Source organism: Sphingobium sp. MK2 (assembly GCF_040170545.1).
Taxonomy (GTDB): Bacteria; Pseudomonadota; Alphaproteobacteria; order Sphingomonadales; family Sphingomonadaceae; genus Sphingobium.
Window position 1 is genome coordinate 17,268 of record NZ_JAZDXA010000010.1, and the last position, 26,242, is coordinate 43,509.

23 protein-coding genes are annotated in these 26,242 nt (G+C 62.9%); 8 read left to right on the forward strand and 15 right to left on the reverse strand.

Annotated features, from left to right (window positions below; translation table 11 throughout):
• Positions 1–37: 37 nt before the first annotated feature.
• Together mfd and V2I08_RS06370 are read right to left on the reverse strand one after the other, a co-directional pair.
• Positions 38–3,514 (reverse strand): transcription-repair coupling factor, encoded by a 3,477-nt coding sequence (mfd, locus tag V2I08_RS06365; RefSeq protein ID WP_349634361.1) that lies wholly within the window; start codon positions 3,512–3,514, stop codon positions 38–40.
• A gap of 110 nt (positions 3,515–3,624) precedes the next feature.
• Complete coding sequence (locus V2I08_RS06370; RefSeq protein WP_349634362.1) at positions 3,625–3,891, reverse strand: succinate dehydrogenase assembly factor 2; 267 nt, start codon at positions 3,889–3,891, stop codon at positions 3,625–3,627.
• A gap of 86 nt (positions 3,892–3,977) precedes the next feature.
• Here V2I08_RS06370 and recG point away from each other — a divergent pair, with 86 nt between their 5' ends.
• The 3 genes from recG (at position 3,978) to V2I08_RS06385 (ending at position 7,704) form a co-directional block, all read left to right on the forward strand.
• Positions 3,978–6,038, forward strand: a complete 2,061-nt coding sequence (gene recG / locus V2I08_RS06375) for an ATP-dependent DNA helicase RecG (RefSeq protein ID WP_349634363.1) — start codon at positions 3,978–3,980, stop codon at positions 6,036–6,038.
• Between the two features lie 75 nt (positions 6,039–6,113).
• Positions 6,114–6,383, forward strand: a complete 270-nt coding sequence (locus V2I08_RS06380; protein ID WP_349634364.1) for a hypothetical protein — start codon at positions 6,114–6,116, stop codon at positions 6,381–6,383.
• A 232-nt stretch (positions 6,384–6,615) separates the two neighbouring features.
• Positions 6,616–7,704, forward strand: a complete 1,089-nt coding sequence (locus tag V2I08_RS06385) for a mechanosensitive ion channel domain-containing protein (protein ID WP_349634365.1) — start codon at positions 6,616–6,618, stop codon at positions 7,702–7,704.
• Here V2I08_RS06385 and V2I08_RS06390 read toward each other — a convergent pair.
• Complete coding sequence (locus V2I08_RS06390) at positions 7,676–8,029, reverse strand: PilZ domain-containing protein (RefSeq protein ID WP_349634366.1); 354 nt, start codon at positions 8,027–8,029, stop codon at positions 7,676–7,678. The two genes, V2I08_RS06385 and V2I08_RS06390, sit on opposite strands and share 29 nt — an antisense overlap.
• A 77-nt stretch (positions 8,030–8,106) precedes the next feature.
• On the reverse strand, positions 8,107–9,324 hold the full coding sequence (tyrS, locus tag V2I08_RS06395) for a tyrosine--tRNA ligase (protein ID WP_349634367.1): 1,218 nt from the start codon (positions 9,322–9,324) through the stop codon (positions 8,107–8,109).
• Between the two features lie 128 nt (positions 9,325–9,452).
• Here tyrS and V2I08_RS06400 point away from each other — a divergent pair, with 128 nt between their 5' ends.
• Positions 9,453–10,538 (forward strand): anhydro-N-acetylmuramic acid kinase, encoded by a 1,086-nt coding sequence (locus V2I08_RS06400; RefSeq protein WP_349634368.1) that lies wholly within the window; start codon positions 9,453–9,455, stop codon positions 10,536–10,538.
• Between the two features lie 41 nt (positions 10,539–10,579).
• On the opposite strand, the gene V2I08_RS06405 is transcribed toward V2I08_RS06400, so the two are convergent.
• Positions 10,580–11,548, reverse strand: coding sequence for a hypothetical protein (locus V2I08_RS06405; protein ID WP_349634369.1), 969 nt, complete (start codon positions 11,546–11,548; stop codon positions 10,580–10,582).
• Between the two features lie 125 nt (positions 11,549–11,673).
• Positions 11,674–12,849: a VWA domain-containing protein gene (locus V2I08_RS06410; protein WP_349634370.1), complete on the reverse strand. Its 1,176-nt coding sequence runs from the start codon at positions 12,847–12,849 to the stop codon at positions 11,674–11,676.
• Between the two features lie 159 nt (positions 12,850–13,008).
• Between V2I08_RS06410 and V2I08_RS06415 the strand changes: the two genes are divergently transcribed.
• A complete protein-coding gene (locus V2I08_RS06415) occupies positions 13,009–14,373 on the forward strand; it encodes a methyl-accepting chemotaxis protein (protein WP_349634453.1) in 1,365 nt (454 codons plus the stop codon).
• Here V2I08_RS06415 and V2I08_RS06420 read toward each other — a convergent pair.
• The 8 genes from V2I08_RS06420 to V2I08_RS06455 form a co-directional block, all read right to left on the reverse strand.
• Positions 14,361–15,218, reverse strand: a complete 858-nt coding sequence (locus V2I08_RS06420) for a DUF817 domain-containing protein (RefSeq protein ID WP_349634371.1) — start codon at positions 15,216–15,218, stop codon at positions 14,361–14,363. The genes V2I08_RS06415 and V2I08_RS06420 overlap by 13 nt on opposite strands.
• Positions 15,219–15,259: 41 nt before the next feature.
• Positions 15,260–16,294, reverse strand: a complete 1,035-nt coding sequence (locus V2I08_RS06425; protein WP_349634372.1) for a hypothetical protein — start codon at positions 16,292–16,294, stop codon at positions 15,260–15,262.
• A gap of 128 nt (positions 16,295–16,422) precedes the next feature.
• Positions 16,423–17,268: a MoxR family ATPase gene (locus V2I08_RS06430; RefSeq protein WP_037477788.1), complete on the reverse strand. Its 846-nt coding sequence runs from the start codon at positions 17,266–17,268 to the stop codon at positions 16,423–16,425.
• A gap of 87 nt (positions 17,269–17,355) precedes the next feature.
• Entirely contained in the window at positions 17,356–18,036 is a 681-nt protein-coding gene (locus V2I08_RS06435) for a DUF6975 family protein (protein WP_349634373.1), read from the reverse strand.
• 141 nt (positions 18,037–18,177) lie between these two features.
• Complete coding sequence (gene rpoD, locus V2I08_RS06440) at positions 18,178–20,235, reverse strand: RNA polymerase sigma factor RpoD (RefSeq protein ID WP_037473480.1); 2,058 nt, start codon at positions 20,233–20,235, stop codon at positions 18,178–18,180.
• A 112-nt stretch (positions 20,236–20,347) separates the two neighbouring features.
• Positions 20,348–22,252, reverse strand: a complete 1,905-nt coding sequence (gene dnaG / locus V2I08_RS06445; protein ID WP_349634374.1) for a DNA primase — start codon at positions 22,250–22,252, stop codon at positions 20,348–20,350.
• Positions 22,253–22,316: 64 nt separating this feature from the next.
• Positions 22,317–22,718 (reverse strand): endonuclease domain-containing protein, encoded by a 402-nt coding sequence (locus V2I08_RS06450; protein ID WP_349634375.1) that lies wholly within the window; start codon positions 22,716–22,718, stop codon positions 22,317–22,319.
• A 45-nt stretch (positions 22,719–22,763) separates the two neighbouring features.
• Complete coding sequence (locus V2I08_RS06455) at positions 22,764–23,216, reverse strand: GatB/YqeY domain-containing protein (RefSeq protein ID WP_349634376.1); 453 nt, start codon at positions 23,214–23,216, stop codon at positions 22,764–22,766.
• A 160-nt stretch (positions 23,217–23,376) separates the two neighbouring features.
• On the opposite strand from V2I08_RS06455, the gene carA reads away from it, so the two are divergent.
• From carA to V2I08_RS06470, 3 genes are read left to right on the forward strand one after another with little or no spacing between them, the layout of a single operon-like run.
• On the forward strand, positions 23,377–24,555 hold the full coding sequence (gene carA / locus V2I08_RS06460; protein WP_349634377.1) for a glutamine-hydrolyzing carbamoyl-phosphate synthase small subunit: 1,179 nt from the start codon (positions 23,377–23,379) through the stop codon (positions 24,553–24,555).
• On the forward strand, positions 24,552–24,920 hold the full coding sequence (locus V2I08_RS06465; RefSeq protein ID WP_349634378.1) for a ribonuclease E inhibitor RraB: 369 nt from the start codon (positions 24,552–24,554) through the stop codon (positions 24,918–24,920). The genes carA and V2I08_RS06465 overlap by 4 nt, the downstream gene beginning before the upstream one ends.
• The gene (locus tag V2I08_RS06470; protein WP_349634379.1) at positions 24,917–25,693 is read left to right on the forward strand and encodes a hypothetical protein; all 777 of its coding nucleotides are present in this window, start codon (positions 24,917–24,919) and stop codon (positions 25,691–25,693) included. The genes V2I08_RS06465 and V2I08_RS06470 overlap by 4 nt, the downstream gene beginning before the upstream one ends.
• A 187-nt stretch (positions 25,694–25,880) precedes the next feature.
• Here the strand turns inward: V2I08_RS06470 and V2I08_RS06475 are convergent, their stop codons facing one another.
• Complete coding sequence (locus V2I08_RS06475; protein ID WP_349634380.1) at positions 25,881–26,234, reverse strand: endonuclease domain-containing protein; 354 nt, start codon at positions 26,232–26,234, stop codon at positions 25,881–25,883.
• Positions 26,235–26,242 lie beyond the last annotated feature (8 nt).

The window sequence follows — 26,242 nt, forward strand, 5'->3', positions numbered from 1 at the left end:
CAGATCATTGCTGACAAGCGACAAAGTCCTGCCCCGGTCAGGCCGCAGCCTTGGCCAGCCCCTTCGACAATTGCAGGGCGCCGTTGAGCCGCGCGGCGGGATCGGCCCAGGCGCGGTTGACGACGATCTTGCTGTCCGGGCGCAGGCGCGCGACGCCGTCGAGCCGCTGGACATAGGCGATGAGGCCCGCCGGATTGGGGAAACTGTCTTCGAAGAAGCTGACCAGTGCGCCCTTTTGCCCCACGTCGATCTTGGCGATATTGGCCTTCATGCAATTCTGCTTGATCTCGATGATCTTGAGCAGATTCTGCGTAGGGGCCGGCAGTTTGCCGAAACGGTCGATCAGTTCGGCGGCGAAGGATTCGAGCGCCTGGCGGTCCTCCAGTTCGTTGAGGCGACGGTAGAGGCCCATGCGCAGGTCAAGGTCAGGGACATAATCGTCGGGGATCATGATCGGCGCATCGACGCTGATTTGTGGCGAGAAGCTGTCGCGGCGGATTTCGAGGCCGACGCCGCCCGCCTTGGCATCCATGATCGCTTCTTCCAGCATCGATTGGTAAAGTTCGAAGCCGACTTCGCGGATATGGCCCGATTGTTCGTCGCCGACGAGATTGCCCGCGCCGCGAATGTCGAGATCGTGCGATGCGAGCTGGAAGCCTGCGCCGAGCGTGTCGAGGTCCGACAAGACCTTCAAACGCTTTTCCGCGGTTTCGGTGATGATGCGGTTGGCGGGCGTCGTCATATAGGCATAGGCGCGCGTCTTCGACCGGCCGACGCGGCCGCGCAGCTGATAGAGTTGGGCGAGGCCGAAGCGGTCGGCGCGGTGGATGATGAGCGTGTTGGCGCTGGGGATATCCAGGCCGGATTCGACGATGGTGGTCGAGAGCAGCACGTCATAGCGCTTGTCGTAGAAGGAGGACATGCGTTCCTCCACTTCGGTCGCCGACATCTGGCCATGGGCGACGACGGAGCGGATTTCGGGGACGTCCGTGCGGAGGAATTCCTCGATTTCGGCGAGATCGGCGATGCGGGGCACGACGAAGAAGCTCTGCCCGCCGCGATAATGTTCGCGCAGCAACGCTTCGCGGATGACGATGCCGTCCCAGGGCATGATATAGGTGCGGACCGCCAGGCGATCGACCGGCGGCGTCTGAATGACCGACAGTTCGCGCAGGCCCGACATGGCCATTTGCAGCGTGCGCGGGATGGGCGTGGCGGTGAGCGTCAGGACATGGACGTCGGTTTTAAGCGACTTCAGCCGTTCCTTGTGGGTGACGCCGAAACGCTGTTCCTCATCGACGATGACGAGGCCGAGCCGCTTGAAGTCGATGCCCTTGGTCAGCAGCGCATGGGTGCCGACAACGATATCGACGGTGCCATCGGCGAGGCCCGCCTTGACCGCCTTCGCCTCCTTGTCGGGGACGAGGCGGGAGAGGCGGCCGATATTGACCGGGAAGCCGCGGAAGCGCTCTTCGAACTGCATATGATGCTGGCGCGCGAGCAGGGTGGTGGGGCAGATGAGGACGACCTGCATCCCCGCCATCGCCGCGACGAAGGCGGCGCGCAGGGCGACTTCTGTCTTGCCGAAGCCGACATCGCCGCAGACGAGGCGATCCATCGGCTTGCCCGACCCCAGATCCTCGATCACGTCGCTGATCGCGCGGTCCTGATCCTCGGTTTCCTGATAGGGGAAGCGATCGACAAAGGCGGGGTAGCCCGCGACATCGGGTTCGGCGACGGTGGCGGCGCGCAGCGCGCGTTCGGCGGCGGTCTTGAGCAATTCACCCGCGATTTCGCGGATGCGCTCCTTCATCTTGGCCTTGCGCCGCTGCCAGGCTTCGCCGCCCAGCTTGTCGAGGCCGACGCCATCGCTGTCCGATCCGTAGCGGGAGAGGACTTCGAGATTTTCGACCGGCACGAACAGCTTGTCGCCGCCCGCATAGCTCAAGGCGACGCAATCATGCGCCGTCTTGCTGACCGGAATCTGGGTCAGCCCTTCATAGCGGCCAATGCCATGGTCCATGTGGACGACGAGGTCGCCGGGCGACAGGGTGGCGAGTTCCGCAAGGAAGGCGTCGGTATTCTTCTTGCGCTTGGCGCGGCGGACGAGGCGGTCGCCCAGCATATCCTGTTCGGTCAGGACCGCGACATCGGGGGCGGCAAAGCCATGGTCGAGCGGCAGGACGGTCAGCGTTACACTGCCATTGGCGGCTAGCCCAAGCGCTTCCTGCCAGCCATCGGCGGCGGCGAGGCGCTTGACGCCATGGTCGAGCAGCAGGCCGGACAATCGTTCGCGCGCGCCGCCCGAATAGCTGGCGATCACCACTTTTTTCTTGGCGCGTTGCAGCGCGGCGATATGTTTGCCGACCGCTTCGTAGATGTTGATATTTTGCGCGCGTTCCGGCGCGAAGTCGCGCGGGCCATCGACCGCGAAGTCCAGCACATCGGCGCTGGCGGGTTCGTGGAAGGGGGTGGTGGCGTGCATCGGCCAGGTGGCGACGGCGGCATTCCATTCGGCGGTGTCGAGATAGAGCAGGTCGGGCTTGAGCGGGCGATAGGCGCCGGGGTCTGAGGTTTTGGCCTGCACCCGGTTGGCATGATAGTCGCGGATCGCTTCGAACCGGGCATCGGCGGCTCCGGCGACGCCATGGTCGCGGATGATGACGGTATCCGCGCCGATATGGTCCGCGAGCGGCACCAGCTTCTCCTCGAACAAGGGCAGCCAATGTTCCATGCCCGCGAGGCGGCGGCCTTCGCTGACCGCCTGATAGAGCGGATCGCCGGTTGCGGTCGCGCCGAAGGTTTCGCGATAGCGGCTGCGGAACCGCTTGATCGTCTCTTCGTCCAGCAACGCTTCGGAGGCGGGGAGCAGGGTGAAGCCATCGACGCTGCCGGTGGTGCGCTGGTCGGCCGGGTCGAAGCGGCGGACGGTTTCGATCTCGTCGCCGAAAAAGTCGAGGCGGAGTGGCTGGTCCTCGCCGCCGGGGAAGAGGTCGACAATGCCGCCGCGAATGGCGAACTCGCCACGATCATGCACGGTGTCGGTACGGACATAGCCATTGCCTTGGAGCATGGCGGCGAGGCGCGTGATCGCGATCCGCTCCTTGGGCGCGAGATGCGCGACGAGTTGCCGCACGCGGAAGGGGGTGAGCGTCCGCTGCGTCATGGCGGCGAGCGTGGTGACGACCAGTTGCGGTGCCTTGGGCGCGGCTTGTAGCGCGTGGAGGCCCGCCAGACGCGCCGAGGCGGCGCGCAGCGAGGGGCTGGCCCGGTCATAGGGCAGGCAATCCCAGGCGGGGATTTCGATGATGCCGATCTCTGGCGCGAAATAATGGGCGGTGTCGGCGATGGCGCGCATCTGCTGCTCATCGGCGGCGATGAACAGCGCGCGCGCCTGACCCGACCCATAGGCCGCGCGGGCGATGTCAGCGAGCAGCCAGGGCTGGAACCCGGCAGGCACGCCCGACAGGGTCAGCGGGGCTTTGGCGCGGAGGATGGTTTGGAGATCGGTCATTGTCACTACTCGTCCCCCTCCCGCAAGCGGGAGGGGTTAGGGGTGGGCTGGTCGAACAGAGGTAGCGCAGGCCCACCCCCGGCCCCTCCCGCAAGCGGGAGGGGAGCAGATCAGTTCTCGATCTTCACGAAATCGAGTTTCAGGAATTTGTCCATCATCGGGCCTTTCCATTCGTCGGGCACGGGGATGGTGCCCAAGGCCCAGCCGATGATGTCGGCATCCTGTTCGTCCATGAAGCGTTCGAACCAGGCGATGTCGGCTTCATTCCATTCGGCATGATAGCGTTCGAAATAGCCGCCCACGGTATAGTCCGCTTCGCGCGTGCCACGGTGCCAGGCGCGGAATTTCATGCGGCGCATCTGGGGATTGTCGTTCACAATTTGTTCCTTTGGCGGGCACGCGGAAAAAGCCGATGGGGTGTTTGTATGACCGACCCGGCTAAGCTAGAGCGCAGCAGATAGACATGCGACCCGATATTCTCAATCCGCTCTTTGCCGAAATCTCTGTCCTTAAGGGCATTGGCCCGGCGCTGGCCCGCCCGCTGGAGCGGTTGGGGCTGGCGCGTGCGGTCGATATCGCCTTTCATTTGCCGGTCAGTTGGGTCGACCGGCACCTGACCGACGAACTGGACATGGCCGATGCGGGGCGGGTGATCGGCATCGAACTGACGCCGGTGGACTATAAGGCCAGCGGCGGCGCGCGGACGCCGTTTCGGGTGCAGGCGACCGATCGCTACGGCAATTATGTGTCGCTCGTCTATTTCGGCAAGAATAGCGGTTGGCCGCGCAAGCTGTTGCCGCTGAACGAGGCGAAATTCGTGTCGGGCAAGCTGGAAAGCTATGGCGAGACGCTCCAGATCGTGCATCCCGATGTGCTGCCACCGGACGAGGCGGGCAGCGTTCCTGCGCGCGAATCGGTCTATGGCCTGTCCGACGGGCTGACCAACAACCGGATGCGCGATCTGGTGGCGCAGGTGCTGGCTCGCGCGCCCGACCTGCCCGAATGGATCGAACCCAGCCTGCTGGCGCAAAAGGGCTGGCCGGGGTGGCGCGCGGCGCTCACGCGCATTCATGCCGATCCGTCCGATGCCCAGGCGCGCGAGCGGCTGGCCTATGACGAGATTCTGGCGGGGCAACTGGCGTTGATGCTGGTGCGGCAATCGTCGCGGCGGCGGCGAGGCGTGCCGATCGCGGGCGACGGGCGGTTGCGGGCGATGTTGAAGCTGCCCTTCGCGCCGACCGGGGCGCAACGGCGCGCATTCGGCGAGATCGAGGGTGACATGGCGCAGGCGACGCCGATGCTGCGGCTGCTGCAGGGGGATGTGGGGTCTGGCAAGACGCTGGTGGCGCTGATGGCGCTGCTCAATGCGGTCGAAGCGGGGATGCAGGGGGCGATGCTGGCCCCGACCGAGATATTGGCGCGGCAACATTATGAGACGCTGCGCAAGATGGCGTCCGGGCTGCCGGTCGAGATCGCCATCCTGACCGGGCGCGACAAGGGCAAGGTGCGCGAGGCGACGTTGATGGGGCTGGCCGATGGCAGCATCGACATATTGGTCGGCACCCATGCGATCTTTCAGGAAAAGGTGCAGTATAAGGCGCTGGGGCTGGCGGTGATCGACGAGCAGCATCGCTTTGGCGTCGCGCAGCGGATGATGCTGGCCAACAAGGCGGCGCAGGCGCCGCATCTGCTGGTGATGACGGCGACGCCGATCCCGCGCACGCTGACGCTGACCTATTATGGCGAGATGGAAGTGTCCAAGCTGGACGAAATGCCACCGGGGCGGCAGCCGATCCAGACGGTGGTGATGGCCGCGACGCGACTGGACGAGGTGGTCGATGCGCTGGCCCGCCATGTGGGGAGCGGGGGGCAGGCCTATTGGGTGTGCCCGCTGGTCGAGGAAAGTGAGACGAGCGATCAGGCCGCGGCCGAGGCGCGGGCGGAATCGCTGCGGCTGCGATTTGGCGAGGCGGTCGGCTTGGTCCATGGCCGGATGAAGGGGCCGGACAAGGATGCGGCGATGGAGGCCTTTGCCGCCAACCGCACGCAGATATTAGTCGCGACCACGGTGATCGAGGTGGGCGTCGATGTGCCCAATAGCAGCCTGATCATCATCGAGGGGGCCGAACGCTTCGGCCTGGCGCAGTTGCACCAGTTGCGCGGGCGGGTGGGGCGCGGCGACAAGCCGTCGGTGTGCCTGCTGATCCGGGGCGGCGCGCTGGGCGAGACATCACGCGCGCGGCTGGCGCTGATGCGCGAGACCAATGACGGGTTTCTGATCGCCGAGGAAGATTTGCGGCTGCGCGGCGCGGGCGAAGTGCTGGGCACGCGGCAATCGGGCGAGGCGGCGCTCAAGCTGGCGACGCCTGAACATATGGCGGCGCTGATCGACCCGGCACGCGATGACGCACGGTTGCTGATTGAGCGCGACGGCGGGCTGGACAGCGCGCGGGGGCAGGCGGCGCGGGTGTGCTTGTATCTGTTCGAGAAGGATGCGGCTGTGGGGTTGCTGAGGGGAGGGTGAGTTTGTTGTGGCTGTCGTTCGAAAATATCGTGATTACGAACTGCGGATATCCTGTCCGCAGGTCAGCATGACGCGATGACCATTACGCCATCCATTCTCGCTCAATTGCCGCTACCCGATATTGATGCGGTCGTTTTCTACAAACGGGATGAGATTATTACCGATCTGATCTGCTGCGATGTAAAAGCGGCTGGTCGTGTTTGGACGTTCCATGAGGAAGAAAAGGGCTGGGAAGATCTCATTACTTATCTTGCGGTGCTTCCCGATTTTCGCACTGATTGGTATGAAGCCGTCGTCAAGCCTCCCTTTGCAGCAAGTGAGACAATCGCGTTCAATCGACGCTGATCATTAAGAATGCTTGTTATTCCCCCTCCCGCTGGCGGGAGGGGGTTAGGGGGTGGGCAGACGCGACGGTGCGTTGACCCGCCCCGCTGCGACTAAATTCCCCCGGCGAAGGGCCGGGGTCATTAAGTCTCGCTGCCCCTCCCGCAAGCGGGCGGGGAGGAAAGAAGCCCAAACCCTCGGAAGTTATGCTGCACCTGCGAAACAAATGCCCGCTTGGTCGCGTTGCCCCTGCATGACCGACATCAGCTTGACCCATATCACATCGACCGCCGCCTTCTCGATCATGGCGGCGGTGGTGTCCGCGTTTCTGATCCATTGGGCGCTCTACGCGATCGCGTTGCGGCTTGTGCGGCAGCGGATGGACCCGGTGCTGCTGCCCGCGCTGTTTCAGCCGACGCGGTGGCTGGTGGTGTTGCTGGCGCTGGGCGCGGGGGTGCAGCCGCTGGATCTGGGGCCGCGCGTCGAGGGGCTTTGGTCGATCGGGTCGAAGATGGTGTTCGCGCTGCTGGTCGGCTGGATGTTGTTGCGGCTGATGCGCGCCATCCGGGTGATGATCGAGCGCGGGTCGGACATTAATGTCGAAGATAATCTGAAAGCGCGCCAGCGGCATACCCGCGTTCGCATCCTCTATCGCATTGCCCAGAGCATCGTCGCGGTACTGGTGATCGCGATGATCCTGATGGCGATCCCCGGCGTGCGGACGATCGGCGTGACGCTCGCGGCGTCGGCGGGTCTGGTGGGCCTGGCAGTGGGCGCGGCAGCCCAGCCTGCGCTCAAGAACCTCATCGCGGGCATCCAGATGGCCTTTTCCGAACCGATCCGGCTGGACGATGTGGTGATTGTGGAAGGCGAATGGGGGCGGATCGAGGATATCACGCTGACCTTCGTCGTGGTCCGCATCTGGGACGATCGACGGATGGTTGTGCCGGTGTCCTATTTTCTGGAAAAGCCGTTCCAGAACTGGACGACCAAGACGTCGGACCTGCTCGGCACAGTGTTCCTCTATGTCGATCCGACCGCCGATGTGGCGCGCATCCGCGACAAGCTGGTCGAGGTCACGAAGGCGAACCCGCGTTGGGACGGGCGCGTCGCGCTGTTGCAGGTGACCGACCATCGCGCCGATGCGCTGGAACTGCGCTGCCTGTTGTCGGCGCGCAATGCCGGGGTGGCGTTCGACCTGCGCTGTGATGTGCGCGAGGCGATGCTGGACTTTTTGCGGACCGAAATGCCCGAAGCGCTGGTACGCGGGCGCCAGCGGATCGAGACGGCGGAGGGGGCGGCGATGGCGCCTTTTACCAGGCCGTCTGCCGCGGGGGAATGAGCGTCATCAGCGCGTCGTAAATGCGCGGCTTGATCGGCTCGATAAACTCCATGCCGATCCGGCCATCTTCGACCCAGCGTATGTCGGCAGGCATATCCTGCACCAGCGGGAGCCACACGGTGATGCGCTCGCCAACCCCCAAGGCTTCATCGCTGCGGCACATGAGGCCGAGCGGCGACAGGTTGATGATGCGCACACTATGGGCGCGGTGGCGCGCCGTGACATGGCTGAGCAAATCAACCAGATCGCGCGGCGCGCGCCGCTGATCGACGGCGGGGTCACGCGAGCGCAGGACATGGTCGAGATTGGCGAATAAGGAGGACATGGCAGCAGCGTGCGCAGCCGCCAGTGAACATAAACCTGCCAGAGACGGTTAATTTCCGGCTTAGACTCTATTCCCCGTCAGGCGATGATCATTCCATGCTTTTTCGCGCCGAAACTCAATTTATCGCCTGCGTTCAACATCATGGCCGGATCGGTCACGACCTGACCATTCACGCGAATTGCGCCTTCAGCCAGTTTGCGCCGGACTTCCTTGTTCGATGGCGCAAAGCCAAGGCCAGCGGTCGCCTGAACGACGGTCAGGCCGTCGGTGCCCAAGCTGACGGTCGGCAGGTTGGCGTCGGATGCGCCTTCCTCGAACGTCTTGCGCGCCGTTTCGGCGGCGGCGGCGGCGGCGTCCGTGCCATGGGCCATGGCAGTGGCGGCATCGGCCAGCAGTTTTTTGGCATGATTGATCTCCGCGCCGCCAAGCTGTTCGAGTTCGGCAATCTCCTCCAGCGGCAGGTCGGTGAACAAGCGCATGAAGCGGCCGACATCGGCATCCTGCGTGTTGCGCCAGAATTGCCAATAATCATAGGGCGAGAGCGCGTCGGCATTGAGCCACACCGCGCCTTTGGCGGTCTTGCCCATCTTGCCGCCGTCCGCTGTGGTGATGAGCGGGGAGGTGAGGCCGAAGACCTGGGTGCCATCGACCCGGCGGGCGAGTTCGATGCCGTTAACGATATTGCCCCATTGGTCCGATCCGCCCATTTGCAGGCGGCAGGATGCACGGCGCGACAATTCCAGAAAATCGTAGGCCTGCAGGATCATATAGTTGAATTCGAGGAAGCTGAGCGATTGTTCGCGGTCGAGCCGCAGCTTGACCGAATCAAAGCTGAGCATCCGGTTGACCGAGAAATGCTGGCCGATGTCGCGCAGGAAGGGGATATATTCGAGCTTGTCGAGCCAGTCGGCATTGTCGACCATCACCGCGTCGGTCGGCCCATCGCCAAAGGTCAGGAAGCGCTCGAATACACGCTTGATGCTCGCGACATTGTCCGCGATCTTGTCGACCGTCAGCAGCGAGCGGGCCTCGTCGCGCAGCGAGGGATCGCCGATCTTGCCCGTGCCGCCGCCCATCAGCACGATCGGCTTGTGCCCGGCCTGCTGCATCCGCCGCAGCATCATGATCTGCACCAGGCTGCCGACATGGAGCGACGGGGCGGTGGGATCGAAGCCGATATAGCCCGGCACCACTTGGCTTGTGGCCATGGCGTCGAGGCCGGCCGCGTCGGTAAGCTGGTGGATGTAGCCGCGCGCTTCGAGCAGGCGCAGAAGATCGGACTGATAGTTGCTCATGGGCCGCGCCTGTAGCATTGGCGATGCGTGGCGAAAAGTCCCTCATCCGTTCGGGCTGAACTTGTCGAAGCCTCTTTCTTGTTTCAGAACGGCCCTTCGACAGGCTCAGGGCGAACGGAGTTCAATGAATGCTGGCAATTGGCCTGATGTCCGGGACGTCGCGCGATGGCATCGACGCGGCGCTGATCGAGACCGACGGAGAGGGGGCGGTGACGCCGGTCGCTTTTCACGCCAAAGCCTATGAGGACGGGTTTCGCGTGCGGCTGGCGGAAAGCTGTACGAGGGCGATGGCGATGGACGCGCCGGGGTTCGAGCCGCTGATCGCGTCGGTCGAGAGCGAGCTAACCGCATTGCATGTCGAGGCGGTCGCGGACCTGTTGGGGCGTAGCGGGCATGTGGCACAGGATATCGGCGTGATCGGCTTTCACGGCCATACCGTGGCGCATCGGCCCGACCGGGGCTGGACCTGGCAGATTGGGGACGGCGCAGCGCTGGCGGGAGCGTTTGGCATTACGGTGGTTGGCGACTTGCGCAGCGCCGATGTGGCGGTGGGCGGGCAGGGCGCGCCGCTGATGCCGGTCTATCATCGCGCGCTCGCCGATGGGCTGGCGAAGCCCGCCGCGATCCTGAACCTGGGCGGCGTGGCCAATATCACCGCGATCGGGACTGAGGGCGATCTGGTCGCGTTCGACACCGGCATGGCGAGCGGGCTGATCGACAATTGGATGCAGGCGCAGGGCGATGCGGCCTATGATGAAGGCGGCGCGGCGGCGGGGCGGGGGCGCGTCGATGAAGCGCGGTTGGCGGCGATGCTGGCCGATCCTTGGTTCGATTTGCCGCCGCCCAAGAGCATCGACCGGGAAGCGTTTACCATTGAAGCGGTAATGGGCCTGAGCCTGGAGGATGGCGCGGCGACGCTGACCGCCTTTTCCGCCGCGACCGTGGCGCGCGCGATCGACCACCTGGCGGTACGCCCCGCCTGCATCCATGTCGCGGGCGGGGGGCGGCATAATGCGACCTTGATGGCGATGCTGCGGGCGCAGACGGGGTTGAACGTGGTGCCGGTCGATGGCCTGGGCTGGGACGGCGATGCGCTGGAGGCGCAGGGCTTTGCCTATATGGCGGTGCGGGCGCTGCTGGGGCTGCCGATCAGCTTTCCGGGCACGACGGGCGTGCCGCAGCCGATGACGGGCGGGGTGGTGTTCAAGGTGTGAAGGCGCGGCCTTGCCCCTGATGAGCAAGGCCGCGCTTTGTGTCACGCGATCGTCTTTTCAACCTGAAGCACCTGATCCTTTTGCAATATGTTCAGGGCCTCGTCGATCTGCTTCAGCGCGAGATCGCGCTGGGCAATCAGTTCCAGCCGCTGCGCCAGCAAATTGGTAGGCGGCCCGCCAGCGTCCGTGACAAGACTGCTCGGATTGCCGCCATTTTTCTGGATCATGTCGATCGCGCCGTCGATGCTGCCCAGCGCTGTTTCGAACTGGGTGGCAACATCCGTCCGTTTGGCTTGCAGGCTGGTGATGTGGCATAGGAACAGGGCGGCCGTGCGCTCTGCCGCGACCTCTTTCTGGCGGGAGGCCAAGGCCATGGCATCCGCGCCCAGGGCGTCGCCGCGCGATTTGAGCTTTTCGGCTTCGACGACGACATTGACAAGCGTGACTTCGGGCACTTTGACGAACCATTCTTTGCGATCCGAATGAATTTCGGGAATGTCCATCTTGAAATCAGTGCGCGCCATCTTCGTTTCAGGAATGTGCATTTTGATTTCTTTCCGCCGCATTTCGGTGACGGGGACATGGGTGATGATGTCCTTCCATTTAACCGTGCATTTGGGAATCCAGCCGCCCTTGCAATAAAATTCGGGATAGCGCCCCATCGGCTTTGGCTGCATCACGATGGTGGGGTTGTCCCAAGACAAGGTGCGTAAATTCATGGTGACTTGCGGCAGATCGAGCGCCATCGCCTTGGTCTTCATCACCACGGTCGGGATATCGAAAATCCATTTCTGCTCGACCATCTTGAGGTCCACGGAGCCAGATATGCCGACCTTGTCCGCGTCATCCTGAATGCTTTTCGACCGACTGTTCAAATCATTCTGATCTTTGAGAAACAGGCCGGTGATTTCGTTCACGGCCTTTTCCTGGGCCGTGCATTCTTCATCCTGCGCCAGCAAAGGCGCTGGCAAAGACAGAGCAAGTACAGGAATAATATAGATGACGCGCATGAGCCTTCTCCCACCTGTTTGGCGAAGAGAAGGCTGATCCTATACCGGAGGCGTAACAACGGGAGTTTGGACCGTTTCGACGCCATATGGCATCAGGAAGGGCCATCCATCCGAAATGGACCAATTTACCGCTTCCGGGTCAATTCCCGCATCGCCTCGTCTATCCCCTCGATCGTCAGCGGATACATGCGGTCGTTCATCAGGTCGCGGATAAGGCGGGTGGACTGGCTATAGCCCCAATGGGCCTGCGGTGTTGGGTTGAGCCAGACGGTGGCGGGGTAGGTGTGGGCGACCCGTTCGAGCCAGACCGCACCTGCTTCCTCGTTCATATGTTCGACCGATCCGCCCGGATGGCTGATCTCATAGGGGCTCATCGCCGCGTCGCCGACGAAGATCACCTTATAGTCATGGCCATATTTGTGGAGAATGTCCCAGGTCGGCGTGCGCTCGGCGAAGCGGCGGCGGTTGTCCTTCCACACACCTTCATAGAGGCAGTTATGGAAGTAGAAAAATTCCAGATTTTTAAATTCGCCGGTCGCGGCCGAGAATAATTCTTCGCAGAGCGTGATGAACGGGTCCATCGATCCGCCGACGTCGAGGAAGAGCAGCAGCTTGACCGCATTATGCCGTTCGGGGCGCATGCGGATGTCGAGCCAGCCCTGGCGCGCGGTGCCGCGGATGGTCTCGTCGAGGTCAAGTTCATCGGCTGCGCCTTCGCGGGCGAAACGGCGCAGGCGGCGCAGCGCGACCTTGATGTTGCGGGTGCCCAGTTCGCGCGTGTTGTCGAGATTGGCGAAGTCGCGCTTTTCCCAGACTTTGATCGCGCGCTTGTGGCGCGATTCGCCGCCGATGCGCACGCCTTCGGGATTATAGCCGCCATGGCCGAAGGGCGAGGTGCCGCCGGTGCCGACCCATTTATTGCCGCCCTGATGCCGCCCCTTCTGCTCCTCCAGCCGCTTTTTGAGCGTCTCCATAATCTCGTCCCAGTCACCCAGCGACTTGATCTTCTCCATCTCTTCCGCGCTCAGATATTTCTCCGCGACGAGGCGGAGCCATTCTTCGGGGATGTCGGCCTCGACGCCTTCCGCGCTGAACACGCCCTTGAAGACTTGCGCGAAGACCTGATCGAAGCGGTCGAGCAGGCCCTCATCCTTCACATAGGTCGCGCGGGCGAGATAATAGAAATCCTCCGGGCGGCGGGCGATGACGTCGCGGTCGAGCGCTTCGAGGAGCAGCAGATGCTCCTTGATGCTGGCGGGAATGCCGGCCGCACGCAGGGCGTCGAGAAAGTTGAGCAACATGGGAAGGCTTGTCGGACAGTGCGCGCGCCGATGCAAGCCGGTCGCCAGCTATTCAGCGCGACGACAAGGACAGCACAATATTAAGTGTTGCAGTGCAAGGTTAATCCGTCACTATCCAGACATACATCAAGCTGCGGGGCGCATTTGAAAAACGGGGATTTGCTGGCCGATCTGGGTGAACAATCGGGTGACATTGCATTGCAATGCAGCGAGACAGCCGGGTTTCTGAGCGCGCTCAACAATCGGATTCAGGCTGAGTCCGCGCGATTGGCGGATTTGCAGACGAATATGAATGCGCTGGCGGCGAGTCAGGGCGAAAGCGTGACGGCAGCGCAGGAATTGCGCCTGACCGCGCGGCGCGCCGGTCAGATTATTGCCGAGGGGCATGACGTCATCACCCTCTCGATCGACGAACTGACCGGCCTGGTCGAGCATGTCACCGGGTTGGAGGGGCATTTGCGCCAGTTTCTGCGCGTGATCGAAGCGGTCGGCGATGTGTCCGATGAGTTGGGGGCGATCGCGCGGCAGACGCGGTTGCTCGGCGTCAATGCCGCGATTGAGGCGGCGCGGGGCGGTGCGGCGACTCAGGGCTTTGCCGTGGTCGCTGACGAAATCCGGCGGCTGGCGGGACAGGCGGGAGAGTCAGCCGCGTCGGTCGGTGAAAAGCTGGGCCAGTTGGATCGCGATGCGCGCCAGCTTATCGATGGCGTCGAAGCCAATATCATGCGCGGGCGCGGGGTGGGTACGCACATCGATAGGCTAAGGCTGAGCATGGCCGAAATCGCGTCGCTGGTGACGCAATTTGGCGAGCGGTCCGAGACGATCGTCGCCTGCACCGATGCGGCGGATGGCGATGTCGCGGCGCTGCGCCATGGTCTCGCGGCGTTCAGTCAGTCGGCGAGTGAAAGCGCGGTGCGGGCCGACGAGGCGCGGGTGCAGCTCGAAGGACTGGAGGGCATGGCCAATGCGATGCTCAACAGCGCCGCGCATGGGCCGCAACGCACACGCAACAGCCGCTATATCGCGCTGGCCGAGGAAGGCGCAGACGAGATCGGGGCGCTGATCGAGCAGGGGTTGGAGGACGGCCACATTGGCACGGCACAACTGTTCGACGTCGATTATCGCCGCGTCGCTGGGTCTGACCCGGCGCAATATCAGACCGGCTTCACCGCCTTTGCCGACGCGATGCTGCGCCCGGCGCTGGATCGGCATACGGCGCAGGACAGCGCGATCGTGGGCTGCTGCCTGATCGACATGAACGGCTATCTGCCCACCCATATCAGCGCCCGATCCCAGCCGCAGCGGCCCGGCGCGCATCACTGGAACATGGAGCATGCGCGCAACCGCCAGATCTTCATGGACAGCCAGACCCGCCGCGCGCTGGACGGAGAGGGGGACTTCTTCCTCTACACCTATCGCCAGGATCTTGGCGAAGGCCGCTATCGCGCACTGCGCAGCGTGTTCGTACCGCTGGTTTTCGGCGGGCGGCGCTGGGGCCTGTATGAGGTCGGCTATCTGATCTGAGCGGGGCTGCGGTTTATGCCGTGGATCAGCGAAACAAGCACGAAGCTGATGATCATCAGCAGGTACCAGCTACCGAGTTTTGCCAAGCTGACCATGTGCCAGCCATCGCGCTGGTCGGGATAGGTCCAGGCGTTGGCGAAAGTGGCGATATTTTCCGCCAGCCAGATGAACAGCGCGACGAGGAAGAAGCCCAGCAGCAGCGGCATACGGCGTGACGTGCGCCAAGGGGTGAAGACGACCCAGCTTCGTCCGAAGAGCAGGATGGCGGCGGCGAACAGGACCAGGCGAACATCGGGCAGCCAGTGATGGGCAAAGAAGTTGATATAGATCGCCATCGCAAGCAGTAAGGTCGCCCAGGCGGGGGGATAGTGGGTGAAGGAGAAGTCGAAGATACGCCACACGCGCGCGATGTAGCTGCCGACGGCGGCATACATGAAGCCGGAGAAGAGCGGCACCGCGCCGATGTGAAGGACGCTCGCTTCGGGATAGATCCATGACCCGGCCTGCGTCTTGAACAATTCCATGACCGTGCCGATGACGTGGAAAGCGGCAATGACTTTCGCCTCCCGCCAGCTTTCCAGCCGGAAGACCAGCATCATGCCCTGAATCGTCAGCGCGGCGAGGGTGAGGAAGTCATAGCGGTGGAGAGCGGCATCGGCGGGATAGAAGAGATGCGTTGCCAGCAACAGCGCCAGCATCAGCCCGCCGAACAGGCAGGCCCAGCCCTGTTTGAAACCGAAGAGCAGAAATTCATAGGCCCAGGCCTGCGGCCCGTCGGCGACGCGCAGCGTTTCGAGGTGAGCGCGGATGCGGGCGAAACGGGTGGCACCGGACGGAAGGGTCATCCCCTCGCCCTAACCGTCGATAGCATCCGACGAAAGGGGGGTCAGCGGGCGGTCGTCGCTTGCACCAGCGTCACGTCGCCTGTCGCGGTGTAGGCGGCGGTGGCGCTGGCCTTGGCGGTGTTTGGGTCTTTGCCGTCGAGGATGGCGGCGACCTGTCTGTGGCTAGGGACGCGGTCGTAGGTGCCGTAGAGGTCGGTCTGACCGACCATGTGGATCGACAGCTTATAGCCTGTGCCGCTGGCGGCGGGATCGAAGGCGAGGACGGTGCCGTTGTCATCGACGGGCACGATGATCGCGCCGTCGGTGCGGCCGACTTGCTGGAGCATGTCGTAGCTGCCCTGCGCAGTCGCAACGGTGCCGCGCACGCAGAGCGCGTCCTTGCCCTCGCGCGGCATCCGGACCTCTTGCGGCACGGCTTCGCTGCTCCCGGTCGTGCGGGTAAGGCGCGCGTCCTTGTTGGCGGCTACTGGGCAGGCGTCGAACCGCGCAGGGGCGGTGGCGTGAAGCGAGGCCGGATCGTCCAGCGTCATCTGCGCGAGCATGGCGTCCAGCCCGGCCAGCACTTCGGCACGGCGTTCGGTCGGGCCGGTGACGCGGATCTTGGCGATCCATCGGCCCGCATGGACGAAGCCCGCCGCCGTGGTCAGCGCGCCATCGGCCGCATCGTCATAGACGGCACGGATCGCGCGATCCGCCTGTCCCGCGACGGGCGCGCTGGCATAGGCGGTGCGACGGGTCTTGGGGCCGAAACGCTCCATCACCGCCTTGTCGGTCATATAAGCGGCGAGCGAGGCGTCGGCATAGGTGGGCAGATAGACGTAGAGCGTCGCCTGCACCGCGCCGTCCTGCGAGACATATTGCGCATAATTGTCGACGCCGCGGCCGCCGTTCGAGGCCTCGCCGCTCTTGGTGAGCGAGAGGGTGGCGATGCTGTGCGGCAGGCTGATCCCGGCGGCGGTCGCGCGGATGCTGCTATCGGTCGGCGTCCAGGCTTCGGGCGCGTCTTCGGCCTGCGCGGCAAAGGGTGCGGCCAGACAGAGGGCGGCGGTAAAGAGAAAAAGGGCGCGCTTTGGCATTGGCATCCAGCTCCTGATCCAGACCGTCTTGGCGCGGCGTTGAATAGTTACAGGAAGGCTACAGACAATGCGCGCGGGTGCAAGGGGCTTTTTGAACGGATGCGCGGGATTTGCGCTGGGCCGAACCCCTAGCGGCCCTGACGACGCGCCATGAAGGCCAGGCGTTCGAACAGCATGATGTCCTGCTCATTCTTGAGCAGCGCGCCGTGGAGCGGGGGGATCGCCTTGGTGGGATCGCTATTCTGGAGGACGTCGAGCGGCATATCCTCGTTCAGCAACAGCTTGAGCCAGTCGAGCAGTTCGCTGGTCGAGGGCTTTTTCTTGAGGCCTGGCACGTCGCGAATCTCGTAGAAAATATCCATCGCCTTGCTGACCAGGATTTTCTGGATGCCGGGAAAATGGACATCGACGATCGCCTGCATCGTCTGGCGGTCGGGGAATTTGATATAATGGAAGAAGCAGCGGCGCAGGAAGGCGTCGGGCAATTCCTTCTCGTTATTCGAGGTGATGATGACCACAGGGCGATCGGCCGCCGCGATCGTCTCGCCGGTTTCATAGACGTGGAAGGCCATGCGATCGAGTTCCTGCAACAGGTCGTTGGGAAATTCGATGTCGGCCTTGTCGATCTCGTCGATCAGCAGCACGGGCAGGGTAGGCGAGGTGAACGCCTCCCACAGCTTGCCCTTGCGGATGTAATTGGAGATTTCATGGACGCGCGGGTCGCCAAGCTGGCCATCGCGCAGGCGGGCGACGGCATCATATTCATACAGGCCCTGATGCGCCTTGGTCGTGGATTTGACGTTCCATTCGATCAGCGGTGCGCCGAGCGCCGTCGCGATTTCCTGCGCCAGCACGGTCTTGCCGGTGCCCGGCTCCCCCTTCACCAGCAACGGGCGGCGCAGCAGTACTGCGGCGTTGACCGCGACCTTCAGGTCGTCGGTGGCGACATAATCCTGGGTGCCTTCAAAACGCATCATTGTCCGCCTGCTTAGCCTGTCACTATGGCGGAACTAGGCAATGCAGCGGGCAGGCGCAAGCCGTGTGGGCGGTATCGGCGCGGTTCAGCCCTGCCGTGCGCGCACATCGGCGCGGGCTGCGAGCAGGTCCCACAGCCCGCGATGCTGGTTGAGCAATTGGCGCGCGCCGAACTGGATCGCCCGGTCGACGCCATCGTCGCCGCCGATCGCGCGGGCGACATCGAGCGTGGCGGCGCGGTCGGGTAGGGTGCAGGCATGGGGTTCGATACCCGCGCGCAGGGCGGCGATATCAAGCACCTGGCGGACGGCGCGCCAGTCGAGCACCAGCGCCATCGCCGCGCCCATGGCACAGCCGCGCCGGTCGGATTGGGCGAGCATATCGAGCGCGTGGCGTTGCTGGCTGACGGCGGTTTCGCAATCGGCCTGGCCAGCGGTGCTGGGCACCGGGCCGGCGGCGACGGTCACCTGGGTAATATAAGCGCGTTCGGCGGCGAAGGCGTCGGCAGCTCCGATCAGCCAGATGCGCGCGGCATTATCGGCCGAACGGGTTGCGGCATGATCGATGACGCCGGGATGGCGGCCGTGGAGCAGGCAGAGATAATAGGCTGCGTCCGCAAGGTCGCCGAGCGACAGCAGCGTGTCACGGGCAATGCCAGTCCCCGCGCGCATCGCATAGCTGTGGGCGCTGGTGCCATCGGCGGCGACCAACGCCTCCAATATCCGCGCGATATCGCCAAATTGGTAGCGGGGTGCCGCTTCACTCATGCCAGGATTCCTGTCTTGCCCGATCCGCCGACGGGCTTCGCAACGCAGGTTAAGCAAAAGGGGGTAAAGAAGCGGTTTACACCGACATAAAAAAGGGCGACCCGCAGGCCGCCCTTTCTCATGTCGCTGAAAAGCGGCAGATTATTGGTCGAGGAAACTGCGCATCTTGCGGCTGCGCGAAGGGTGTTTGAGCTTGCGCAGCGCCTTCGCCTCGATCTGACGGATGCGTTCGCGGGTCACGCTGAACTGCTGCCCGACTTCCTCCAGCGTATGATCGGTGTTCATGCCGATACCGAAACGCATGCGCAGCACGCGCTCTTCGCGGGGCGTGAGGCTGGCGAGGACGCGGGTGACCGTTTCCTTGAGGTTCGCCTGAATGGCAGCATCCACCGGGATGATGGCATTCTTGTCCTCGATGAAATCGCCGAGATGCGAATCTTCCTCGTCGCCGATCGGCGTTTCGAGGGAGATCGGCTCCTTGGCGATCTTCATCACCTTGCGCACCTTCTCCAGCGGCATGGAGAGGCGCTCGGCCATCTCCTCCGGGGTCGGTTCGCGGCCCTGCTCGTGCAGGAACTGGCGGCTGGTGCGCACCAGCTTGTTGATCGTTTCGATCATATGCACCGGGATGCGGATGGTCCGCGCCTGGTCGGCGATCGAGCGGGTGATCGCTTGCCTGATCCACCAGGTCGCATAGGTACTGAACTTGTAGCCACGGCGATATTCGAACTTATCCACCGCCTTCATCAGGCCGATATTGCCTTCCTGAATGAGATCCAGGAATTGCAGACCGCGATTGGTATATTTTTTGGCGATGGAGATGACGAGGCGTAGATTGGCTTCGACCATTTCCTTCTTCGCGATGCGCGCCTCGCGCTCGCCCTTTTGCACCATGTTGACGATGCGGCGGAATTCGCCGAGCGACATGCCGGTGGCCTGCGCGATTTCGCTGACTTCGTTGCGGATGCGTTCGACCGCGCGCGCTTCGGCGGCGGCGAAGGCGGCCCATTTCTTGTCGATACCGCTGACCCGGTCGAGCCAGGCGTCGTCCAGTTCGAAATTGACGTAGCGGTCGAGGAAATCCTTGCGGCTGACCTTGTGCCGCTCGGCGAGACGCAGCATCTGGCCGCCCAGCGCGGTCAGGCGCCGGTTATAGGCATAAAGCTGATCGACCAGATATTCGATCTTCTGCTGATGGAACTGGACGCTTTCGACCTGCGCGGTCAGGCTTTCGCGCAATTCCTGATAATCATCCTCATCCTTCTGGCTGAGCACTTCGCCGGTGCCCATGGCGAGCATGCGCGAGGATTGAATGGCCGAGAAGGCGCGGAAGATTTCGGTGATGGTGGCGAACTTTTCCAGCGCGATCGGCTTGAGCGTTTCTTCCATCTGGGCCAGGGAGAGAGTGTTGTCCTCCTCCTCTTCCTCTTCGACGCGGCGGGTGCGGCGTTCGGTGCCGTCCTCATCCTCATCGGCGTCGGCGGATTCCTCCTCCGGCTCTTCTTCTTCCTTGAAGCTCGGACCAGCGGTCTTCTCGCTGATCTCGCCATCATCATCCTCGGCGCCTTCCTCCAGGCTTTCCGGGGCAGGGTCTTTGGAGAGCATCGCGTCGAGATCGAGGATCTCGCGCAGTTGCATTTCGCCATTGTTGAGGGCGGTGGACCATTCGATGATCGCGTTGAAGGTGGTCGGGCTTTCGCACAGACCCAGGATCATGGTGTCGCGGCCGGCCTCGATCCGCTTGGCGATGGCGATTTCGCCCTCACGGCTGAGCAACTCCACCGCGCCCATTTCGCGCAGATACATGCGAACGGGATCGTCGGTGCGATCGACCGTTTCCTTCTTCTTTTCGGTGACCAGGCGCGGCGAGCCATCGTCATCGTCCGCCGCCTCATTGGCGTCGTCGTTATCGTCCTCGCGCTGCTGGTCCTCGCCATCCTCGCTGGCTTCTTCATTTTCGACGATGTTGACGCCCATGTCGTTGAGCGCAGACATGACATCCTCGATCTGCTCGGAGGACATCTGGTCCTGCGGCAGGGCGTTGTTCAGCTCGTCATAGGTGATGTAGCCACGCTTTTTGGCGCGGGCGAGCAGCTTCTTGACCGAGGCTTCGTTGAGGTCGAGCAGGGGCGCATCGCCACCTTCATCCCCACCATCGCCTGCACCCGCCGCATTCTTGCTGTTCGCCTTGGTCGCCATCTATTCGCCTTAACTCCGCCGCTCCCTCTGGCGGGAGCGATCAATTCCAATGCATCGTCCGCCAAAGGGACGTTTCGTTCAAACCCTGCCGCCCCGCATTGGGCCGGCCCGTTCAAACAATGTCTTCGGGCTGCGCCAGTTCCGCCAGTCGACGGTCATGGTCGGCCTTGAGCGCCAGCAAGCGCTGTTGCTCAGCGAGATTTTCCTCGCTGACGTCGCTCTTGAACCGCCGTGTCGCCTCCGCCAGCGCTGCCTCAAGCTCCGGTCCCTGCGCCATCACCCGAATGGCCTCCTCCAGATCGCGCGCAAGGCGATCCGGGTCAGCGGTCATCTTGTGAGGGGTGAGTGTGAACGTGTCGGCCCGGAGCATCCCTTTAGCCATATTATACACTTCACCTGCCCCCAATATGGTAAGGAGGCCCTGTGTTTCAACAGTTTCTTTGCGTAGCGATGCACTAATCATCGAATCGGCCAGCCGGGCGAGGATGGGATCGCCGATCGGCAGGCCCGCCAGCGTCTCGCGATGCAGCGCAATCTGGTCGGGATGGCGCAAGAGACCCGCCAGAATCGCGCGCAAAAGCCGCTGTTCCATGCCGCTGGCACCAATGGCGCGGACCTCATGGCCCGCCGGGCCGATCGGCGCTTTCCAGTTGCCGCGTTTGTCGCGTTGCCAGCGGGCGGTGCCATTGCCGCCGCCGGAGCCGCGCGCCGTGGGGGTGAAAGCGGGGCGGGCGAAGAAGAGCGCGTCATAGCGTTCGCGAAAGGCGTGGGCATAATGCGCGCGGACATCGGGGTCCGCGATCGCATCAGTCAGGGCGCGCAGGCGCTGCTTGAGCGCGGCTTTCTGTTCCGGCGTGTCGAGCGGGGCTGACCCGTGCTCATGGCTCCACAGGCGCTCGACCAGCGGCTGTGCGGCGTCCAGCACCGCCTCCATCGCCGTCGGGCCACTGGCGCGCAGCAGGTCGTCGGGGTCTTGCCCCTGGGGCAGGGAGGCGAAGGCGAGGCTATGGCCGGGGCGCAGCAGCGGCAGGGCGCGGGTGGCGGCGCGGATCGCGGCCTTCTGCCCCGCCGAATCGCCATCGAAGCAGAGGATCGGCACCTCGACCATTTTCCACAGCCGCTCGATCTGATGCTCGGTCAGCGCGGTGCCGAGTGGGGCGACGGCATCGCCGAACCCGGCCTGCGCGAGCGCGATCACGTCCATATAGCCTTCGACCACGATCACCCGGCCGGTCTGGCGACTGGCGGGGGAGGCGCGGTCGATATTGTAGAGGGTGCGGCCCTTGTCGAAGAGGGGGGTGTCGGGGGAGTTGAGATATTTGGGCTCGCCTTGGCCCAATATCCGTCCGCCAAAGGCGATCGTCCGCCCGCGAATGTCGCGGATCGGCAGCATCAGGCGGCCGCGGAACCGATCATAGGGATCGCGCTTCTTGGCCCGGTCGCTGTCCGGTTCAGCCGCGTCGGGATCGATCAGCAGGCCCGCCTCGACCAGCATCGGATCGCCAAAATCCTTGAGCGCGGTGCGCAGCCGCCCGCGACTATCGGGCGAATAGCCAAAGCCGAAGGCGCGGCGGGTGGCGTCGCTGATGCCGCGCTTGCTGAGGTAAGCGCGCGCCTCCGCCCCCTCGATCGCGTCGAGTTGGGCGGCGAAGAAATCCTGCGCAGCGGCCATCGCATCGTGCAGACCCTTGGCCGCTTCGGCGCGTTTGGCGGCGCGCGGATCGGGCGCGGGCACGTCCATCCCCGCCGCCTGCGCCAGTTCCTTCACCGCTTCCATGAAGGGCAGGCCGCGCTGATCGGTCATCCATCGGATCGCATCGCCATGCGCCCCGCAGCCGAAGCAGTGGTAGAAGCCCTTCTCATCGTTGATCGTGAAACTGGGCGTCTTTTCATTATGGAACGGACAGCAGGCCTTATACTCGCGCCCGGCCTTCTGCACCTTGATGGTGCGGCCAATGAGCGTGGACAGCGACGTGCGCATGCGCAGTTCGTCGAGAAAGGCGGGGGTTAGACTCAAAATTGCCCCTCCCGCGAAGGCGCACCACATCCGTTCGTGTCGAGCGAAGTCGAGACACGAGGCATTAAAGCCCCTCCCTACTTAGGGAGGGGTTGGGGTGGGTGATCTTCTGCCTTGGCGGCAAGGCATTCGCCCGATCGAGAATGACGCTCAGCACCCCTTCCATATTGTCGCGCACATCCGCATTGGAAAAGCGCAACACCAGATAGCCTTGATGGGCAAGATCGAAATCGCGGTCTCTGTCCTTGATTGGATCGTGCCGATCATCGTCGACTTCGACGATCAGGCCGATCGACGGGCAAAGGAAGTCGCAAATATAAGGCTCTATCACCGCTTGACGTCGAAACTTGAAGCCGCCCAGTTGGGAAGCGCGCAGGGCGCTCCAGAGGCGGCGTTCATATTCGGTGGGTTCGCGGCGCATGTCGCGGGCATATTGGCCTAGTCTGGCATTGATGCGTAGCGCCATCACCCACCCCAACCCCTCCCTAAGTAGGGAGGGGCTTTTACCGTGTCACGAAAGCGCCGCCTTCACCATGCCGCTGGCCTTGCTCATGTCGATCACGCTGCCGTGGCGTTCCTTCAGCACGGCCATGACCTTGCCCATATCCTTGAGGCTCGCTGCCCCCACTTCCGCCTTGATCGCGTCGATCGCTGTCTTGGTCTCGTCCTCGCTTAATTGCGTCGGCAGGAAGCTTTCGATGACGTCCAGTTCGACCTGTTCCTTGGCCGCCAGTTCGTCGCGGCCGCCGCTGGTGAACATCTCGATCGATTCGCGGCGCTGCTTGACCATCTTCTGCAGCACTTCGACCACGGTGGCGTCATCATCCGGCACGGTCGATGCGGTGCGCAGTTCGATGTCGCGGTCCTTGAGCTTGGCCAGGATGAGGCGCACGGCGGCGAGGCGTTCCTTGTCGCCTGCTTTCATGGCGGTGATCTGGGCGCTCTTTATCTGCTCGCGAATCATGGCGAAGCGAATCCTCGTGTCTTTGCGGAAAGCGACAGATATAATGCGAAAAGAGATTTTTAACAGACGTTGACCCCAAGCGCGCACAGGCATAGGTGACCGGCCGTTTAACCCGCATCAGACGGGTTCCAAAGCCAACGCAAAAAAGGACGCTGATCTCATGGCTGACGCCAAGACCCTTACCGTGCCCAAAGGAGCGACCGGGGTCGTGGTTTTTGCCGATGGCAGTGCCGTGTTCGGGCGCGGTTTCGGCGCTGTCGGCGATGCGGTCGGCGAACTCTGCTTCAACACCGCGATCACCGGCTATCAGGAGATCATGACCGACCCCAGCTATGCGGGCCAGGTCATTACCTTCACCTTCCCCCATATCGGCAATGTCGGCACCAATCTGGACGATGTCGAGGCGACCAGTCCCTATGCGCTGGGCTGCGTCGTGCGGGAGGATGTGACCGCGCCGTCCAACTTCCGCAACGTCATGGCGTTCGACCAGTGGATGGCGGATAATGGCCGCATCGGCCTCGCCGGGGTCGATACACGCGCGCTGACCCGGATGATCCGCGAGAAGGGCGCGCCCAATGTCGTGATCGCGCATGATCCCGATGGCGCGTTCGACCTTGCCGCGCTGACGGCGAAGGCGGCGGGCTGGCCGGGGCTGGAGGGCATGGACCTCGCCATCGAAGTCACGGGCCAGGAAACGCGGCTGTGGCAGGATGGCGGCTGGACGCTGGGCAAGGGCTATGGCCTGAACGCCGTGGGCGAAGGCGCGCCGCATGTGGTGGCGATCGATTATGGCGCGAAGAACAACATCTTCCGCAATCTGGTAGAGGCCGGCGCGCGCGTGACTGTGTTGCCCGCTACGGCGACGGTCGAGCAGATCATGGACTTGTCGCCCGATGGCGTGTTCCTCTCCAATGGCCCTGGCGATCCGGCCGCAACCGGCAGCTATGCCGTGCCGGTGATCGCGGCGCTGCTGGCGCGCAACGTGCCGATCTTCGGCATCTGCCTTGGCCATCAATTGCTGGGGCTGGCGGTGGGTGCCAAGACCATCAAGATGCATCAGGGGCATCGTGGTGCCAACCATCCGGTCAAGCGGCTGAGCGATGGCCTGGTGGAGATCACGTCGATGAACCACGGCTTTGCGGTCGATGCGGAAACGCTGCCCGCCAATGTGCGCACGACCCATGTGTCGCTGTTCGACGGCAGCAATTGCGGTATCGAACTGACCGACAAGAACGCCTTTTCGGTGCAATATCACCCCGAAGCCTCGCCGGGGCCGCAGGACAGCTTCTATCTGTTCAAGCGGTTCGTCGATGGCCTGAAAAAGCCGGTGGCGGCATGAGCATCAAGCTGCCCCCCGTCGATGAAGCCCGCCTTGCCGCCGAATGGGAAGCGGACAAGGAAGTCCTCGCCAACCTCGCCGCCAATGGCGACAAGCCGATGATCCCGCGCGCCGTGGATGTCAGCTTCAAGGGCAATGACAAGGATTTCGACCGCGTCCTCGAAATCGCCAGCCAGTTCGGCATGGTCGAACTCGACCGCGAAGAGGATGAGGAGGGCGACCTGTTCCTGTTCCTCGAATGCGAACAGGCGGTGGATGAAGCGTCGGTCAAGGCGTTGACGAAGAAGTGCCTGCAGATCGAGATATTGTGCGGCGTTGAATATGACGGCTGGGGGTGCGAGGCCCGGACGGGGGCGGTGCATTGAGCGGCGGGGATGCGTTAAAAATCTCTAAGCGAGCGCAGTATATTGCGGCTGCACTTATCCATGTTTCAGGCCGTGACGGTGTTTCTGTTCGTCGCAAAGACGTTTCGGAATTAATAACATCAACATGGAAGGTCGATGTTACAGATAATGATATATCTTCTGCGCTTCGAATTTTGAATCGCTGCGATATAGCCTACTCCGAAGACGACGAGTTTGCTGGTTCTTTTGTTACAATTAGTTTGCGGCGATTTGAGAAATTTATGGATCGCGTCGATTCCGATAGGCGTCGGTACGAAGAGATCGCGAATTCTGACATTGATCAAAATGCAGCAATAAATCGTGCGGAAAGTCTAAATTATCAATTTTTAGATGTGCTCAATGAATTTCCCGTTTTGAGAAGGTACGGAGCTTTCGGAGGCGAATGGTTGCATGAAGCCATGGCCAAGCTAAACAATCGCGAGTTAATTCCGTTAGACAGCGGTTCTACAAATATTGATAGTTCGAACTGGACAGGCCGAAAAATTATTAAAGGTCGGCACGAAGAGCTTGTTGAAATGCTCGAAAATGCTGCAAAGAAAATCGATGATATTCCTTTGCCAAACAGTGAAAAGGCTACAGTCCGATCTTACATAGTTGCGGCTGGATTATTGGCGGAGTCGCCCGATCCTCCGGATGAAATAATATGGGAATTGATAAGCCGAGCTAACAATATTTGTGGTGTGGCTTCTTTGTTTGTTTCAATTTTGGCGCTTTTTTCAGCGGTACGACACTAATGCCCAAACGCACCGACATTTCGGCAATCCGCATCATCGGTGCTGGACACGCCCGGACTCCCTCTCCCCGGCGGGGAGAGGGTTGGGGTGAGGGGGATCGGCGTTGATGGGATATTCGACAGTCGCCCTACACCCTCATCCAACTTCGCCTAGCCAGCAAGCTGGCAAGGCTTCGTATCCTTCTCCCTCAAGGGAGAAGGTTGCGCGCCAGCATCAATTCGGCACGGATGCTTTCCAGCACGCCGTCTATATTTGCCAGGACATCATGGTTCCAGAAGCGGATGACGCGATAGCCATGGGCGTCGATAAGCGCGGTGCGCGCGGCGTCGCTGTCGCTGGTCGCATGCTGTCCGCCGTCCAGTTCGATCACCAGCCTTGCACTGCGGCAAGCGAAGTCCGCGACATGCGCCCCGACCGGGAACTGGCGGACGAATTTGAAGCCGTCGACCTGCCCCGCGCGCAGTCGCGTCCACAGCGCCTTTTCCGCATCGGTCGGGTCGCCGCGCAGTTTGCGCGCGGTGCCGGTCAAGCGTTTCTCCACCACCGTCT